Origin of the sequence: Limnohabitans sp. (assembly GCF_031538885.1) — a bacterium.
In the GTDB taxonomy this organism is placed as follows: Bacteria; Pseudomonadota; Gammaproteobacteria; order Burkholderiales; family Burkholderiaceae_C; genus Limnohabitans.
The window spans coordinates 1-17356 of record NZ_JAVKLW010000114.1 but is presented as its reverse complement, the minus strand read 5'-3'; the positions used below and the strand labels follow the sequence as shown (position 1 = coordinate 17356).

Here is a 17356-nt window from a genome sequence, read left to right as displayed (position 1 = left end):
TTTGGTATCGTTCTTCTCGGCTGAGGTGCTTGTACATTGGGCAACTTCGACTTGGCTGTTAAAGCGGCCATGATGCTCTCGCATCCTCAGCCACCTATAACCAGTTCATCTTTGTTGCACTTCGTCCTTGAATCCGCCTTTATTGAGCCGACAGTTATCACATGATTACCGTCGACAACGAACGCGCGACGGTCAACCAAGAAACCGTTAGGTTTTTGAAAAAAAAGTGAACGACGCGTTGGATACGCCAGCCTTCGACGTGGTGCCCATTCAGTCGCCCGAGTTGCGTCGCATGCTGAGCAAGCCCACTTAACGACCCGCCACCTTCATGCGGTTGATGAGCACAGAACCAATCGTCTTGGATCCCATCGTATAAGCATCCGAACCAATGGCCTGAATGCCTTGGAACATGTCTTTCATATTGCCCGCAATGGTGATCTCTTGCACGGGATACGCAATGCGCCCGTTTTCCACCCAAAAGCCACTGGCGCCACGTGAGTAGTCGCCCGTCACGTAGTTCACGCCTTGTCCCATGAGTTCAACCGCAAACAAACCAGTGCCTAGTTTTTTCAGCATGGCGTCTAAGTCATCGGTGCTTTGCGTGAGGCGCGAAGACATGACCAAGTTGTGCGATCCGCCAGAGTTTCCCGTGGTCGACATACCCAGCTTGCGGGCGGTATAGCTGCTCAGAAAATAGCCTGCCACACGACCGGCATCCACCACACGACGTGCGCGGACTATCACGCCTTCGTCGTCAAACGGCGAGCTGCCTATGCCACGCATGGCAGACGGATCTTCGGAAATGTCGATGTGTTTGGGGAATACTGTCTTATCCATCGAGTCGAGCAAGAACGTGCTCTTGCGGTACAACGCACCGCCGCTCACGGCCTGCACAAAACCACCCAACAAGCCTGCGGCCACGGGCGCTTCAAACAACACGGGGCATTCCACGGTGGCGATCTTGCGCGACTTCAAACGGCTCAAGGCGCGCTCGGCAGCATAGCGACCCACAACCTCAGACGAGGCCAGTTCATCGGCACTGCGCATCGAGCTATACCACGCATCGCGCTGCATGCCATCGCCCCTGCCTGCAATGGGTGCCACCGAAATGGTGTGGCGTGAGCTGGCGTAGCCCCCACGAAAGCCGTGGGTGTGGGCGCTGAAAAAATGACTTTGCTGTGCCGACACCGCTGCGCCTTCGCTGTTGGTGATGCGCTTGTCGGTTTGCATGGCGGCGGCTTCGCAACGCAAGGCTAACGTCGCGGCATCTGCGCTGGTGATGGGCCAAGGGTGGAACAAATCCAAATCAGGATAGTGCTTGGCAATGTCTTTTTCGTCGGGCAAGCCAGCCGCGGGGTCTTCGGCGGTGAAGCGGGCAATGTCATAAGCAGCTTGCACGGTGCGTTCAATCGCTGCTTGTGAAAAGTCAGACGTGCTGGCGTTGCCTCGGCGGTGGCCCAGGTACACCGTCACGCCTAGCGATTTGTCGCGGTTGCGTTCCACGTTCTCAAGCTCGCCTTTACGCACCGAGACGCTCAAGCCGCAGCCTTCAGAGGCATCAGCGCCTGCATCAGTAGCCCCCAGCTTTTTCGCGTGCTTTAGGGCAGCATCGACCAGAGACGCGAAATGTTCGCGGCTATAGCTGAAACCCTGAGCAGGCGTGTGGGAGGAGGCTTGGGTTCTGGAGGTTTTGGTCATATCGACGGCTATGATACTTGTCACTGAGTTCGTCCTTTGTGTTGAAGGGCAAACCGACCTATCAAAGCTCCCCAATTTATGTCACGTAAACCCAAAAAAGGTTACTTTGTCCGAGGCCAATTTGTCGCCGAAGGCAGCGAACTCGACCTCGAACTCAAAGCCGAACGCAAAGGCACCGAGGGCTTGAGTCGCACCGACCGCAAAAAAGACAGCGACGACCGCCAAGACCTCGGCGTGGAGTTGCTCACCCTGCGTACCGAGTTGATCGAACGCCTGAACACCCAAGGCCACATGACCGAGCAACTGCGCGAAGCACTGGCCGAAGCTCGCCGCATCACCAACTTTGAAGGCAAACGCCGTCAAATGCAGTACGTGGGCAAGCTCATGCGCAAGCTCAGTGAAGCATCCATTGATGCTGTCAAAGACGCACTCAACGAGCAGCGCATGGGCAGCACCCAAGACACCTTGGCCCTGCACTTGGCCGAGAGCTGGCGTGACCGTCTGATGGCCGACGACGCAGCCTTGCAAGCGTGGATGGACGAACACCCCAGCACAGACAGCCAGCAATTGCGTGCACTGGTGCGCCAAGCCCGCAAAGACGATGTCACCACCAAGGCCGACATCGCCAAAGGCCTGCTGCCACGCCAAAGCCGTGCCTACCGCGAGATTTTTCAGTTGATCAAAGAGCAGATGAACTTGGCCGAGGACGCGACACACACGCCTGAAGAAAACGAAGATAGCTACAAGCCATAAGGCAAACCATGACCGATACCACCCTGCCCACACCCGATGCACGTTGCGACACCATCAAGGTCGGCATCGTGTCCATCAGCGACCGCGCCTCCAGCGGCACGTATGACGACAAAGGCCTGCCCGCTCTGCGTGATTGGTTGGGCCATGCTTTGTACAACCCGATCGACTATGTTGAGCACCTCATTCCCGACGAGCAAGCCACCATCAGCCAAGCCTTGATTGAGCTGGTCGATACGGGTTGCAACTTGGTGCTCACCACCGGCGGGACAGGCCCCGCCAAACGTGATGTGACACCCGAGGCCACCTTGGCCGTGGCCCACAAAGAGATGCCCGGCTTTGGTGAACAAATGCGCCAAGTGAGTTTGAAATTTGTGCCGACCGCCATCCTGTCGCGTCAAGTGGCGGTGATTCGCGACGAATGTCTGATCATCAACTTACCCGGTCAACCCAAATCGATTCAAGAAACCTTGGGTGGTTTGAAAGACGCCAATGGCCAACAAATCGTAGACGGTGTGTTTGCGGCCGTGCCCTATTGCATCGACTTGATCGGTGGTCCATACATGGAAACGCGTGACGCGTTTTGCAAAGGCTGGCGGCCTAAAACTGCCTTGAAATCAAAACGCGATTAACACCTGTTAGCGCATGCGAGCGCCAAATTAATTAGCCCGCTCATCCACGTTGATTCAAGCGGGGGGTTTAGTGGTTGAGGGTACACATTCAAAAACCGCATCGTTAATCCAACAATTGGTTGATACGTGTCGCCTCAAAATGCTTTTGGCGAGCAGCATCGGTGGGCACGCAATCGGGCTTGGATTGACTGGCAGACAGTTGTTCAATCGCTTTCCACAGCAAAGCGATTTGGTGTTCTTGTGACGAAGCGTTGTCTATCAAGCCGCGCATGGCTTGGCTCACGGGGTCGTCGTTGTGGGTCACGCCGTAAGCCGAGAAGCCCATCTTGGAAGCAGCTTCTTCTCGTTTGGCGTCAGTCTCGGCCTGGATGATGCGTGCGGGGTTGCCCACCGCTGTGGCACCTGCAGGCACCGGCTTGGTGACCACGGCATTGCTGCCCACCTTGGCGCCATCGCCCACCGTGAAGCCGCCCAACACTTTGGCACCCGCACCAATCACCACGTCTTTGCCCAGCGTGGGATGACGCTTTTCGCCTTTATAGAGCGAGGTGCCGCCCAAGGTCACGCCTTGGTAAATCGTGCAACCATCGCCAATCTCAGCGGTCTCGCCCACGACCACGCCCATGGCATGGTCGAAAAACACACGCTCGCCAATCTTGGCGGCAGGGTGAATTTCAATGCCCGTGAACCAGCGCGAGAGGTGTGAAATAAAACGCCCCAGCCACTTGAGCCCGAGGTTCCAGCAGCCGTGCGCCAAACGGTGCAACAGCACCGCATGCAAACCGGGGTAGCAAGTCAAGACTTCCCAACGGCTGCGCGCAGCAGGGTCGCGGTCCAAGATGCATTGAACGTCAGAGCGTAGGCGTGAAAACATAGTGGCTTGATTATCGTTGTTCGTTGGTACGGGCCTTGAGCTTTGCCATCTGGGTTTCTGCTGACAACTTTCAACGCCCTCTATTTCGCTCACACAACCCAGTCATCTCCCCGCTTGAGATGGGCAAGGCTTGGCTTGATGCGACTTCAAATCACAAAATTCAGGTGAAAGCTGCCGCTAATCAATGCCTATAACTTTTGCTTAGACGCTTGTAAGCCTGTCTGCGTCATAGCCTTAGCAATGCCACGCAAGATGTGAACTTCCTCTTGCGTGACCTGTGCACGGTTGAACAGTTGGTTCAGGCGCGGCATGAGTTTTTTAGGTGCCTCAGGGTCTAAAAAACCAATCTCTGTGAGCGCCTGTTGCCAGTGATCCAGCAAGCCTGCGAGTTGCTGGGCGTCGGCTAGGGGTGTGGACTCTTGCGTTGCACATGGGCCCCCGCTGACGGATGCAGCATCAACAGACGGCAACATCGTTGCAAGCCCACCCAAAGCCTGCCGCCAGTCATACGCCAGCACCTGCACCGCCGCACCCAAGTTCAAAGACCCAAACTTCGGATCGGTCGGGATGCTCAGGCAGGTGTGGCAGCGGTACACATCTTCGTTGCGCATGCCAAAACGCTCAGAGCCAAACAAGAAGCCCACCCCAAAGTCAGCATCTCGGCCGTGCTGGGCCGTCAATGCGGCGAAGTGTGGGCGTGGCTCCAGCGTGGGCGGGCCAAAGTCGCGCGGCGTCATGGCCGTGGCGCACAGGTGGTGCAGGCCATCGATGGCCTCATCCAAGGTGGCCACGATGCGGGCGTTGGCCAGCACATCGAGCGCACCGCTGGCACGCTGGATGGTTTCTTCACGCCGTAGCACGTTGTCCCAGCGCGGCGCGACCAGCACCAAATCGGTGAACCCCATCACCTTCATGGCGCGGGCAGTGGCACCCACGTTGCCAGCGTGGCTGGTATTTATCAGGATGAAGCGAGTTTTCATGGGCGTGGGGTCCGTCTTAGCGCGTAAAATCTGCGTCATTGTCGCCGCCCGCATCGCCGAGCGTTCATCTTCGGTCTGCCAAGGCCAGCTCTTCACACAATCTATGTCGTCCTCTTCTTCTGTACATCCCATGCTCAACGTGGCCGTCAAGGCCGCACGCGCCGCCGGCGCCATCATCAACCGCGCCGCCCTCGACGTGGAAGCCGTGCGTATTTCACAGAAGCAAGTGAACGACTTTGTGACCGAAGTCGACCAAAACAGCGAACGCGTCATCATCGAAACCCTGCTCACAGCCTACCCTGACCACGGCATCTTGGCCGAAGAGTCTGGCTCCACACATGGCAACCCTGACGCCGATCACATCTGGATCATCGACCCGCTCGATGGCACAACCAACTTCATCCACGGCTTCCCCTACTACTGCGTGAGCATCGCTTTGCAAGTGCAAGGCCGCTTAGAGCAAGCCGTGATTTACGACCCCACCCGCAACGACTTGTTCACCGCCACCAAAGGCCGTGGCGCGTTCATGAACGACCGCCGCATCCGTGTGAGCAAGCGCACCCGCTTGGAGGAGTGCTTGCTCGCCACGGGCTTCCCTTTCCGCCCAGGTGACGACTTCAATAAATACCTCAGCCTGATGGGGGACGTGATGCAACGCACCACCGGCCTGCGCCGCCCCGGTGCTGCTGCGCTTGACTTGGCCTATGTGGCCGCAGGCTTCAGCGATGGTTTCTTTGAACTCGGCCTCAAGCCTTGGGACATGGCCGCAGGCGCTTTGCTCATCACCGAAGCGGGCGGCTTGATCAGCAACTTCACGGGCGAAGGTACTTACCTTGAACACGAAGAGTGCTTGGCCGCCTCACCCCGCATCTACGCGCAGTTGGTGCCCATCACACAAAAATACTCCAAATTTGCCAGCGCAGATGACAAGCGTGCGGCCAGCACCGCAGCCAAGACCTTGAGTCTGTCACGCCAAGCGCCAAGCGCGCCGCTGTAATCCGTTCGGCACTATCTGGCAGGCACTGCGATGCGTGATTTGTCTGGGCACACCCCCATGATGCAGCAGTACTTGGGGCTCAAAGCGGAGCATCCCGAGACGCTGTTGTTCTACCGCATGGGCGACTTTTACGAGTTGTTCTTTGCGGACGCTGAGAAGGTCACGCGCCTGCTCGACATCACGCTCACGCAACGCGGCCAATCCAACGGCGAGCCTGTGGTGATGGCCGGTGTGCCGTTTCATTCCCTCGAAACTTATCTCTCGCGCCTCATCAAGCTGGGCGAATCCGTGGCGATTTGCGAGCAAGTGGGCGATGTCGGCGCCAGCAAAGGCCCGGTCGAGCGCAAAGTGGTGCGCGTGGTCACACCCGGCACCCTGACAGACAGTGCGCTGTTGAGCGACAAAACCGAAGCCTATGTGCTGGCGATTCACCAAAGCGAGCGCGCGGGTTGCGGCCTCGCGTGGCTCAGCGTCACGCAAGGCTTGGTGCATTTGGCCGAGTGCGACACGGCAGAGCTCCCCAACTGGATTGCGCGTGTGGCGCCCAGCGAAATCATCTACAGCGCCGAGGTCAGCCCTGCGTTCGAGCAACAACTCAAAAACTTTTGCGCCCAACTTGGCTTACCCGCCCAAGTGCGCCCCGCGTTCCAGTTTGATGCCGCTTTAGGTGGCCGCAAGCTGCTAGAGCATTTGCAAGCCGCGTCACTCAACGCGTGGAGCGCGCAAGACGTGGTGCAAGCCCATGCCGCCGCCGCTGCGTTGCTGGCCTACGCCGAGCACACCCAAGGCCGCGCCCTCACGCACGTGCACGGCGTGTACGTGGCGCGCAACGATGCGCTGATTGACCTGCCGCTCACCACCTGCCGCAACCTCGAGCTGACCCAAACCCTACGCGGCGAAGACGCGCCCACTTTGTTCTCGCTGCTCGACACCTGCATGACGGGCATGGGCAGCCGCCAGCTCAAAAACTGGCTGCTCTCGCCCGAACGTGACCGCACACAAGCCCTCCACCGCTTGGCCGCCATTGAAGCACTGCAAGACCAGCGCACCCAAAGCTACAAAGTGCTGCGCGAAGCCCTCAAAGGCTCAGGCGATGTGCAGCGCATCAGCGCCCGTGTCTCGCTGCGCCAAGTGCGCCCGCGTGAGTTGGTGTCGCTGGGTCAAGCACTGCAAAAGGCGCTGCGTATTCAGCCGCTCATTCCCACCGCACCAGAAGCGTTGAAGGCGGAGCGCTCTGCGGAGGTCAAGGAGGAGATCGCGCAGCAGAGCGCTCCGCCTTCAACGCTGCTAGCACAAATCGCTCAAGATATGAACGTGCCGCCCGAATGCGGCGCCTTGCTGGAGCGCGCTTTGCTGCCCGAGCCCGCCGTCTTGGTGCGCGACGGCGGCGTCATCGGCCACGGCTACGACGCCGACTTGGATGAGCTGCGCGCCATCCAAAACAACTGCGACGGCTTTTTGCTCGAACTCGAAGCGCGCGAGCGCGCGCGCACTGGCATCGCCAACCTGCGCGTACAGTTCAACAAGGTGCACGGCTTTTACATTGAGGTCACGCAAGGCCAAGTCGACAAAGTACCCGCCGACTACACGCGCCGCCAAACCTTGAAGAACGCCGAGCGCTTCATCACCCCAGAGCTCAAAACCTTTGAAGATAAAGCCCTCAGCGCGCAAGAGCGTGCCTTGGCGCGTGAGAAGTTTTTGTTCGAGCAACTGCTGGATGCCTTGCAGCCCTTCGTGCCCGCCCTCTCCCGCTTGGCGCAAACGGTGGCTACGCTTGATGCGCTGTGCGCCTTGGCTGAGCGCTCGCTCACGCTCGGCTGGTGTGCGCCCGAGTTTGTGAAAACACCGTGCATCGACATCGCCCAAGGCCGCCACCCCGTGGTGGAAGCACGCTTGGCCGAAACGCATGGCGTGGTCAATGGCGGTGCAGCCAAGACCTTCATTGCCAACGACACACGGCTGGGCCACCCGCACCGCATGCAAGTCATCACCGGCCCCAACATGGGAGGTAAGTCGACCTACATGCGCCAAGTGGCCCTCATCGTGTTGCTGGCAAGCATCGGCAGCCATGTGCCTGCCTCAGCTTGCCGACTGGGGTCGATTGACGCCATCCACACCCGCATTGGCGCAGCCGACGATTTGGCCAACGCGCAATCGACCTTCATGCTGGAGATGACCGAGGCCGCGCAAATCTTGCACGCGGCCTCGCCGCACAGCTTGGTGTTGATGGACGAGATTGGCCGCGGCACCTCCACCTTCGACGGCTTGGCCTTGGCCAGCGGCATTGCCACGCACTTGCATGACAAGACGCAAGCCTTCACGCTGTTTGCCACGCATTACTTTGAGCTCACCGAGTTCCCTGCCAGCCACCGCGCGGCGGTGAACGTGCATGTGAGCGCGGCCGAGAGTGGGGGCTCAGGGGGCACCGCAGGCGGTGGGGGCATTGTGTTCTTGCACGAAATTCAACCCGGCCCCGCCAGCCGCAGCTACGGTATTCAGGTCGCCCGCTTGGCGGGTATGCCTGGCGCGGTACTCAGCCATGCCCGCCATGCGCTGGCCTCGCTCGAAGCGGGGGCTGATGCATCGAAGGTTCAAGTCGACCTGTTTGCGCCACCGCCGTTGCAAGACGATGTGGGACCCAGCCCGCTGCAAGCCAAGCTGGCCGAGATCGACCCCGACAAACTCAGTCCACGCGATGCGTTGGACGCTCTGTATCAACTGAAGAAATTGCTATGACCTACTGCGTAGGTGTCAAACTCAAAGCGGGTCTCGACAAATCAGCACTTTCCGCAAAAATGATCGTGTACGAAAAGCCGGGCGACCGCTTCATGGTGTTATTGTCAGCGGGGAATTTGTCCATCTCGCAATCGGTGCGCGAAATTTTGCAAGTCGAGCAACTCAAAGACACCCCCGAGAGCGAGCCCATCACCATTTGGAACGCCGAGAGCATGTTTGACGCGGTGCGTGTGCTGGGCGCAACCATTCGCCGTGTGCTCGACATGGTGGTCTACGAAGCCGGCAAGTTTGAGTGCGACAAAGTGGTGTGCATCGACGAGCACAACTCCTACTGCCAGGTGACGCACAACACTTGGGGTGTGAAGTTGTGTGAGATGTTCGATGGCATTGACAACCCTGTGTGGAACGGCGAAGCCACCGCCACGCCCCTGCTGCAACCTGCGCAACGCGTGCAAGCACAGAAGAAGATTCAAACCCCAGACGAAAAACTCATTTGAACGACATGTCTCAACCGCTCATTGTTTTTTCACACGGCAACAGTTTTCCCGCTTGCACTTACCGCGTCATGCTGGACGCCATTCGCGCGCGCGGCTTTCGAGTGGAAGCGATTGATAAATTTGGTCACGACCCACGCTACCCCGTCACTAACAACTGGCCACACTTGGTGCAGCAGCTGAGCGACTTTGCCACCCCCTTGGCCCAAACCAACGGCCCCGTTTTTTTGGTCGGTCATTCGCTGGGCGGCATCCTCAGTATGATGGTGGCGGCCAAGTACCCCGAGCGGGTACGCGGCGTGGTGCTGCTGGACTCGCCCATGCTAGGTGGCTGGAAAGCCAAGCTACTCAAAATGGGCAAACGCGTGCCAGGTGCAGAAGCCTTTTCACCTGCGGCCGTCAGCCGCAAGCGCTGCACCACTTGGGCCAGCGAAGTCGAGGCGCTAGCGCACTTTCAACACAAAAAAGTCTTTGCCAAATGGCACCCGCAGGTGCTGCAAGACTATGTGAAACACGGCACACATGACGCGCAAACCCCACAAGGCCCACGCCGTGTGTTGAGCTTTGACCGCGACATTGAAAGCGCCATCTACAACAGCCTGCCCGACCACTTGGACGCCTATTTCAAACGCCACCCACTGCAATGCAAAGCCGCCCTGATCGGCGGCTTGCAATCGCGTGAGTTGAAACAGGTCGGCTTAGATTTCAGCCGTCGTGTCACGCAAGGGCGCGTGATGAGAATAGACGGCACACATTTGTTTCCAATGACGCATCCGTTGGTGGCGGCAGCGGCGGTTGAAGCGGCGTTGCTCAATTTGATGGCTTGAGTTTCAGTCTGTGTTCACCTCGTTCGCTTCGCTGGCGAGCGCGGCTAGCTTGAGAATTTCTGTGCCGCAGCGCCTGCCTCACGCCTTGAGTGAGCTCAGAAAATCAAGCCGCCCAAGTCACTGTACCGGCCCACGCGGTGGCCAACACCACCATGCCAAACACAATGCGATACCAAGCAAACGGCACAAAGCTGTGGGTGGAGATGTAGCGTAGCAACCAACGCACACAAATCCACGCGCTGATGAATGAGAACACCAAGCCCACGGCAAACACGGGCGTATCGGCCAAGCTCAATAACGCGCGTTCTTTGTACAAGCTATACGCGCCCGCGCCGATGAGCGTGGGGATGGCCAAGTAAAACGAGAAGTCAGTGGCCGCCTTGCGAGACAGGCCCAGCAACATCCCACCAACGATGGTCGCGCCGCTGCGGCTGGTGCCGGGAATCATGGCCAAGCACTGCACCAAGCCCACCTTCAGCGCGTCCAGTGCGGACATGCTCTCCACATTCACGATGCGAGCGTGGTCGTTGGGGTGAACCTCTTGCTCTTGTGGCTTGGTACGCCCCCACCCTTCCGCCCACAAAATAACGAAGCCACCAAGGATGAAGGTGCTGGCCACCACAGTCGGCGTGAACAAATGTGCTTTGATGAACTTGCCAAACAGCAAGCCCAACACCACGGCGGGCAAGAAGGCGATTAATACGTTCAAAGCAAAGCGACGTGCCTCATGCTGCGTGGGCAAGGCCAGCACGGTGCTGGCAATTTTTTGCCAATACACAAGGATGACAGCACAAATCGCGCCGGCCTGGATGGCAATGTCAAACACTTTGGCTTTGTCGTCGTCCATGCCGAGCAATGCGCCCGCCAAGATCAAATGGCCCGTCGATGAAATAGGCAAAAACTCGGTCAGTCCTTCGACCACGCCCATCACGGCGGCTTTGATTAGCAAAACAATATCCATACAGCTCCTAAAACTGAGGTTGATTATCTCGAAGCAGCGCCACTGGTTTTTTTAACTGGAAACGTTAAAAAATTTAAGTCAATGTAAAATAATGGGAATATTTCCCATTTATTATTTTGGATATGGAGCAAACAAACCCATCAAACAACACGCCAGACAGCTTGCTTCCTGAAGCATTGGCCATTGTTGAGCCATTGATCGCGTGGCTGATCCGTTCGGGTGTGGGATACAACGAATTTGCTACAGCACTGAAGCCAGTGTTTTTGGCACAAGCACAACAAGAACTCCTCAAACGAAACCAAAAACCTACGGACTCTGCATTGAGTCTGCTGTCTGGCCTGCATCGTAAGGATGTACGTGCGTCCCGTGAAGCGGCATCGCGCACCATGGCTCAAGTGCAAGCCAATGGCAGTGCCTGGGGCAAACCCAGCATGGCCAACCAAGTCGCGACACGTTGGCTCAGCCTAGAAAGCGCTACGGATGCTTTGCCGATCAGCGGTGACAGCAACTCGTTCGAGGCGCTCGCACGCTCGGTTTCGAAAGACGTACATCCACGCACCGTGCTGCAAGAGTTGGTGCGCTTAGGTTTGGCCCAAGAAGACAACGGGTACGTGCATTTGCTGCGCGATGCGTTTGTGCCAGACGCCAGCCACAAAGAAGCCAAGGAGCTGTTCGCGGGCTCAGCGGCTGATCACCTGCAAGCGGGTGTCCACAACTTGTGCGCCCCATCAGCGGACGACAACACCCCCACACCGCGCAAATTTTTAGAGCAAAGCGTCTTTGCCGCTGGCTTGAGCCCTGAATCGGTTCAGCAACTCAACCTCCTAGCCAACACGTTGTGGGCACATGTGCTGGAACAAGTGGTGCAAGCCGCCACGCCCTTATGCGAAAAAGACGCTAACTACCCCGAGCCACAACGATTTCGCTTAGGGGTGTTCAGTTTTGCAGCCCCCGAATTTAAAAAAACCTCTGACAACGCACAACCATGAACACGTTCACGCCACGCCTATATACCTGGTTGATCTGCGCTGTCATCGCGCTACTCACTCTGTTGGTTGCCGCTTGTGGCAGTGGCGGCAGTCAAATCGCTGGTGGCGTGGGCAGTGGCGGCACGGGGGTGGCCGAAGGCGCAGTCAGCGGCTTTGGCAGCGTCATCGTGGCGGGCGTGGAGTACGACGATACCAACGCCAGCGCCGTGATCGAGAACGTAGACGGCGCCACAGAAGTAACTGAGGTCAAGCTGGGGCAACGTGTGCGCATTCGACACAGCAAAGCGGGCGTGGCCGATACCATCCAAGTGCTCCCCCAGCTGCGCGGCACGGCCACCAGTACACAAAGCAGCACACTAGGCGGACAAGTCGTATTCCAAATTTTGGGACAAACCGTGCGAATCATCGCTGCGGGGGATATGCAGAACACAGCGACGGTGTTAGCAGGGCTGAGCACCGTGGCTGCTGGGGATGCACTTGAAGTACACGGCAGTTGGGTGTTAGACAGCACACGCGGCTATTCCGTCTTGATCGCCACACGCATCGAAAAATTAACCACAGCGCCCGACCTCGTTCTCATCAGCGGTGTGGTGCGTAGCCGCAACAACGATGTGCTCATCACCCTCGATGATGCCGCAGGCCATACATTGCAATATGCTAACTTGCCCGCCAGCTTAGGGCCGCAAAGCGCGATCACAGCCTGGGTCACGCGCAGCACCTTGGGCAACACACCGTGGCAAGCCCAACGGGTGGTCGATGCCAGCCCCAGCCTCTCAGACAACGAGCACTTGATGCTCAACACCCAAGTCAGCACCCGTGATGCAGAGCAAGGTGACATCGTTGTACAAGGCATGCGCGTCAAGCTACCCAGCAGCTTAAGCAGCAGCGCTCTGACGGCGGGGGCCAATGTGCAAATTGAAATTGTGCGAGAGGGCAGTGCATTCAAAGCCGTAGCGCTGACCCAGCGACAAATTGCCTCTGATTTGGGCGGTGTTGTAGAGCTCAAAGGCAGCTTGCTTTGGTCGGCTAACCAGACACAACTGACGTTGCGCGGCAACTCGGTCAGCTTGCCTCAAGGCGCACTCGCCAGCGACTGCCGCAACCTCAACGCAAACGACCAAGTGTATTTGGAAATCAAAGCGCAACCCTCGACACCTGGGCAACCTTTGCAGGCCACCAGCGTGTCATGCAGTCTGCAAACGCCCGCCAACAGTGTGCGTGAAGCCTCTGGCGTCTTGACCCGATTGAGCCCGACCACGATGCAAATCGAAACCCCAACTGGAACCTTGAGTTTGGTCTGGAGCAACACGTCTTTGCGCCCCCCAAACCTTGGCAACTTGCTCAATCGCACCGTGGAGGTGGAATACCAAACCGTCAACGGTGAAAACCGTCTACGCAAAATCAGTCTCGATTAACTTTCTCTCACTTTTTGCATCTGGAGTTTTTATGAAACCACTTCATCCCCCTATCTCTCGTCAGTCCTTCGCCGCGCCCCTCTTGATGGGCTTGCTGGCCGCGGTGCTGTTATTGGGCTGCGGCGGTGGCGGTAGTACCTCGGCACAAGCGGGTGCAACCGGCACACAAGTCGCCAGTGGTGTCGTCACAGGCTTTGGTTCGGTGTTTGTCGATGGTGTTGAAATTGAAGATGCCAATGCCCGCGTGACCACCGAAAACTACGACGGCACGCTCACCAACAGCGTGTTGCAAATGGGCCACCGTGTGCGCGTCGCGCACGACGGCAAAGGCACAGCCAGTGCTGTCACGCTAGATGCTGCACTGATTGGTACAGTTCAAAGCGCGCCCGACACCACAGCAAACACACTCACTGTGGCGGGCCAAAAAATCAAGATGGTGGTGGATACCACTGTGGGCACACTCACCGTTTGGGGCGGTGGCTACAGCAGCCTCAGCGATGTGGCGGCCAATGATTTGGTGGAGGTTCACGGCACCCCTGTGTACGACAACACCAACAAAATCTACACCGTGACGGCAACGCGGATTCAAAAAGTCACAGCCAATACCGGGCGTATGCAGGTGGCTGGGAGCATCAGCGCTTTAGACACCAGCGCCAAAATCTTTGCGCTCAACGGTTTGACCGTTAACTACACCTCTGCGGCTTTACGACCCACAGGCGCGGTCTTGGCCAATGGCACTGAGGTGACGGCCTACGCCCCAGTGAGCGCGTTCACCAATAGCACCATGACCATGGCCGCCAGTCACCTGAAGGTCAATCGCTTGCAAGACAGCACCTTGGCGGTGAGCGCAGCCCAAATCGGTGGCTTGGTCTCCAAGTACGACGCCTCAGGCAAAACCTTTGAGGTGCAAGGTGTCAAAGTCAGCATCGGCAGCACCACCACCATCAACCCCAACGGTAAAACAGTGGCCGATGGCGCGTATGTGAACGTGAGTGGCAGCGTGGGCAGCGATGGCCGCATCACCGCCACCAACATCCAGGTCCGTGAGCAAAACACCAGCAGCGACTTAGCCACCGTCAAACTCATCGGTGTCATCAGCGACTACGTGAATGACACCAGCTTTGTCGTGCGCGGCGTACCTGTCGACGCAAGCGGCATCGTGCTGAGCGCATCCTGCCCTGGCTTGGCCGCACTGGCTAACGGACAAGAGGTGAGCATCACCGCCACGCAGCAATCTGGCACAGCCGTGGTGCTGGCCACGACGCTCAGCTGCAAAGCCCAAAGTAGCGTGGTGATTCGCCCTGTCGATGGCACAGCCTCGAATGTTGACGCCGCCGCCAAAACATTCACCCTCACCCTGACAGGCGCCACAACCACCCAAACCGTGCAGTGGAATGACGCAACGACCTTTGTTGGCGTCACCGCCACTACACTTGCCAGCACCTCGGTTCGCGTAGAAGGCTATTTGAGTGGTCGCACTCTGGTGGCACGTAACATCATGGCCCGCAATAGCAGCATCCGTTTGGATGACCGTGATTTTCATGCAGTGGGAGGCAACAAAGATGCGGCAAAAGCGACTTGGGACAACTACCGCCGTCAAAAATCTAGCAACCACAACCATTAACACACCCCTCGGAGACGTACCCATGAAACACAAAGTCAAGTTCACGGCATCACTTCTTCTAGCCGCGCTGCTCACAGGCTGCGGTAGTGGCGGGGGGGGCAACAGTGCCACGCTCAACGACACACCCAACGCTGCCGTTGCGGCACAGGTGGCCGACATCAAGCCGACCAATGCACAAGAAACCGTTTCGGTCTTTGTCGCCTTGGACAGTAGCAACAGCGCTGCCTCTGGGGTTGTATCAGGGGCCGGCAGCAACGCCGAGTCCAGCGATGCACAGCGCCTGCAAAGCCAAAAAAACTTTCTCGCAGCGCTGCAAAGCAATGCAGCAGGCGCTCTGAGCGGTGCAAGCACTGACACCTGTAGCACCAGCGACCTCAGTACACGCATCAGCCAAGCCCACACGCCCAATTCAGGCAATGCGGTGCGCATTGATCTCACCGCGTGTGAGTTGGACCTGCTCACCAAACTCAAAGGGGTGAATGCGGTGTATCCAGACATTCCCATGTCCACACAAAGTCAGTCCAGCACCACGTTGAGCAAGACCATCGCAGCCACCAAGATGAGCTTCAACGGCGTGACGGCGCAACCCACCCTAGGCACTCAAACACTCGATGGGGCGGGCCAAGTTATTGCTGTACTTGATACAGGGGTAGAGGATAGGCACCCCGCCCTGGCAGTCACCGTCCCAGGCGGTAACAAAGTGCTGCCTGGGGCCTGTTTTTCAACCGCCAGCAACGGGGGGAAAAGCTTTTGCCCCAACAAACAAAGCGTGGATACCACGTCAGCCACAGCCGCCCGCAGTTGTGTCGAGACATGGACTGGCACACGTGCACAAGCCATTCAAGCAGGTTGCGCCCACGGAACAGGCATGGCCTCAGCCGCCAGCATGCGCTACACCAGCAGTGACAACGTTGCCATCAAAGGGGTTGCACCTGGCGCGCAAATCTTGCCAGTGCAGGTTTTTAACCAGTCCAGCACCAGCAGCGGGCAAGCCTTGTCAGCCTCTGCGGGTGACTTGTTGGCTGGGATTGAATGGGTCACTGCTCAAGCCCAAAAGCGACGCGCAGCAGGTCAAGCCCCCATCGTGGCCATGAACATGAGCCTAGGCGGCGGCAGCTACAGCGCAGCATGCGATAGCGACTACGTGGGTGGTTTATTCAAAACAGCCTTCGCCAATTTGCGCAATCAAGGCGTGCTCCCCCTTGTGGCTACAGGCAATAGCGGCACGAAAAATGCAATTTCATTCCCCGCCTGCGTCAGCAACGCCGTGAGCGTGTCTGCGGCTAAACCCAACTACGCTGGACTGGCCAGCTACGCCAACTTCAGCAGCCAAGCCAAAGTGGTTGCCATTGGTGGTGATGTTGACGGCTCTGGGCGCTACGCGCTGCCTGTGTTGTGTACCACGTCTGGCAGCTACGACTGCTGGCAAGAAGTAGCGGGCACATCGCCCGCCACGGCCCTAGTCTCAGGCGGTGTCGCGGCTTTGTACAGCGCCAAAACTGGCGCCACATTGGCCGACGTTGAAAGCGCTTTGACCACTGACATTGCGGCAACCAGTGCGACAAACTCGACGGCGCTGCACCTCATAGTCAATGATGGCAATCAAAACATCACACGCCCAGCCTTGCGCTTGACCGCCAGTGCTTATAAGCTGCTGGGCCAGAGCGAGCCCGCCACAGCAAGCACACCTACACCTACACCTGCACCTACACCTATGAGCGACACCCCCATGAGCTTGGCCCAGATTTGCATCTTCAGCAAGCCAAACTACACAGGCTCCAAAGCATGTGCAGTACAGGTGTATGGCACGATTCCTCGTGTTTACAGTGACCTAGGGAGCAGCAACGATCTGTTCTACCGTTTTTCTGGAAAAGTAGGTTCGATTCAAATGACAGATTTGATAACAACCCAAAACTTGGTCGGAGATAAAGCGACCGTGACGCTCTATACAAGCTTGCGATCTAGCAGCAGCGGTTCAGGCTCGGTCAACGCTTCCAGCGCGGACACCAGCACCCTCACGGGCACCAGCAATCCAACCATTCGCATGATTCGTATTCAAACCACTACCACAATGGCAACCAACTAAGCCTTCCTTCTCCAACTTAACGCTGGGTGCTTTGCGGCACTCAGCGTTTTTTATGTGCGGGCGGGCGCTGCACCCAGTACCACTGTCATGCCCTTGTCGCGTCCAAGTCGTCTTGCTGACGTGTCGCGACGTGTTCAACGCCTAAATAAACCACTAAGGAAGGTCTGCACAACGCATGAATTTGTAGCGTGACTTGTTACGGACTTCACGATGTGCAATTGTGTGCGTCGATAGCACGATTTTTCGGCGTAAGAGACCCATTTCGTCATCCCACCTTTGCCCTCAGGCCCCTT

The 17356-nt window shown here is 57.8% G+C and carries 14 protein-coding genes; 10 read left to right on the top strand and 4 right to left on the bottom strand.

All coding sequences use genetic code 11. The features are described 5' to 3' along the window. Nucleotides 1-309: 309 nt before the first annotated feature. Entirely contained in the window at nt 310-1698 is a 1389-nt protein-coding gene (pmbA, locus tag RMS03_RS09225; RefSeq protein ID WP_310626782.1) for a metalloprotease PmbA, read from the bottom strand. A gap of 78 nt (nt 1699-1776) precedes the next feature. Here pmbA and yjgA point away from each other — a divergent pair, with 78 nt between their 5' ends. After that, nucleotides 1777-2451: a ribosome biogenesis factor YjgA gene (gene yjgA / locus RMS03_RS09220; protein ID WP_310626780.1), complete on the top strand. Its 675-nt coding sequence runs from the start codon at nt 1777-1779 to the stop codon at nt 2449-2451. 8 nt (nt 2452-2459) lie between these two features. Next, nucleotides 2460-3080, top strand: coding sequence for a molybdopterin adenylyltransferase (mog, locus tag RMS03_RS09215; RefSeq protein ID WP_310626779.1), 621 nt, complete (start codon nt 2460-2462; stop codon nt 3078-3080). A 103-nt stretch (nt 3081-3183) separates the two neighbouring features. Here mog and cysE read toward each other — a convergent pair whose 3' ends face one another. Both cysE and RMS03_RS09205 read right to left on the bottom strand, forming a co-directional pair. Beyond that, entirely contained in the window at nt 3184-3954 is a 771-nt protein-coding gene (cysE, locus tag RMS03_RS09210) for a serine O-acetyltransferase (protein WP_310626778.1), read from the bottom strand. Between the two features lie 188 nt (nt 3955-4142). Continuing rightward, complete coding sequence (locus tag RMS03_RS09205) at nt 4143-4934, bottom strand: RNA methyltransferase (RefSeq protein ID WP_310626777.1); 792 nt, start codon at nt 4932-4934, stop codon at nt 4143-4145. Nucleotides 4935-5064: 130 nt separating this feature from the next. Between RMS03_RS09205 and RMS03_RS09200 the strand changes: the two genes are divergently transcribed. Genes RMS03_RS09200 through RMS03_RS09185 form a run of 4 tightly spaced genes read left to right on the top strand, consistent with a single transcriptional unit; the run spans nt 5065 to nt 9988 of the window. Next, on the top strand, nt 5065-5931 hold the full coding sequence (locus RMS03_RS09200; RefSeq protein WP_310626781.1) for an inositol monophosphatase family protein: 867 nt from the start codon (nt 5065-5067) through the stop codon (nt 5929-5931). A 30-nt stretch (nt 5932-5961) separates the two neighbouring features. Beyond that, nucleotides 5962-8667 (top strand): DNA mismatch repair protein MutS, encoded by a 2706-nt coding sequence (gene mutS, locus RMS03_RS09195; protein ID WP_310626776.1) that lies wholly within the window; start codon nt 5962-5964, stop codon nt 8665-8667. Next, nucleotides 8664-9164 carry a hypothetical protein gene (locus tag RMS03_RS09190; protein WP_310626775.1) on the top strand — a complete coding sequence of 167 codons (501 nt, stop codon included), beginning with the start codon at nt 8664-8666 and terminating at the stop codon, nt 9162-9164. Before mutS ends, RMS03_RS09190 begins: the two co-directional genes overlap by 4 nt. Nucleotides 9165-9169: 5 nt before the next feature. Then, nucleotides 9170-9988 (top strand): alpha/beta hydrolase, encoded by an 819-nt coding sequence (locus RMS03_RS09185; RefSeq protein ID WP_310626774.1) that lies wholly within the window; start codon nt 9170-9172, stop codon nt 9986-9988. 103 nt (nt 9989-10091) lie between these two features. Here the strand turns inward: RMS03_RS09185 and RMS03_RS09180 are convergent, their stop codons facing one another. Then, the gene (locus tag RMS03_RS09180) at nt 10092-10949 is read right to left on the bottom strand and encodes an undecaprenyl-diphosphate phosphatase (RefSeq protein ID WP_310626773.1); all 858 of its coding nucleotides are present in this window, start codon (nt 10947-10949) and stop codon (nt 10092-10094) included. 122 nt (nt 10950-11071) lie between these two features. On the opposite strand from RMS03_RS09180, the gene RMS03_RS09175 reads away from it, so the two are divergent. The 4 genes from RMS03_RS09175 to RMS03_RS09160 are packed head-to-tail and all read left to right on the top strand — an operon-like array spanning nt 11072 to nt 17063. Further along, entirely contained in the window at nt 11072-11938 is an 867-nt protein-coding gene (locus RMS03_RS09175; protein WP_310626772.1) for a DUF6502 family protein, read from the top strand. Beyond that, nucleotides 11935-13353: a hypothetical protein gene (locus tag RMS03_RS09170; RefSeq protein WP_310626771.1), complete on the top strand. Its 1419-nt coding sequence runs from the start codon at nt 11935-11937 to the stop codon at nt 13351-13353. The genes RMS03_RS09175 and RMS03_RS09170 overlap by 4 nt, the downstream gene beginning before the upstream one ends. 31 nt (nt 13354-13384) lie before the next feature. Next, nucleotides 13385-14977, top strand: a complete 1593-nt coding sequence (locus RMS03_RS09165; protein ID WP_310626770.1) for a DUF5666 domain-containing protein — start codon at nt 13385-13387, stop codon at nt 14975-14977. A 22-nt stretch (nt 14978-14999) separates the two neighbouring features. Then, nucleotides 15000-17063, top strand: a complete 2064-nt coding sequence (locus tag RMS03_RS09160; protein ID WP_310626769.1) for a S8 family serine peptidase — start codon at nt 15000-15002, stop codon at nt 17061-17063. The last annotated feature ends 293 nt before the right edge of the window (nt 17064-17356 follow it).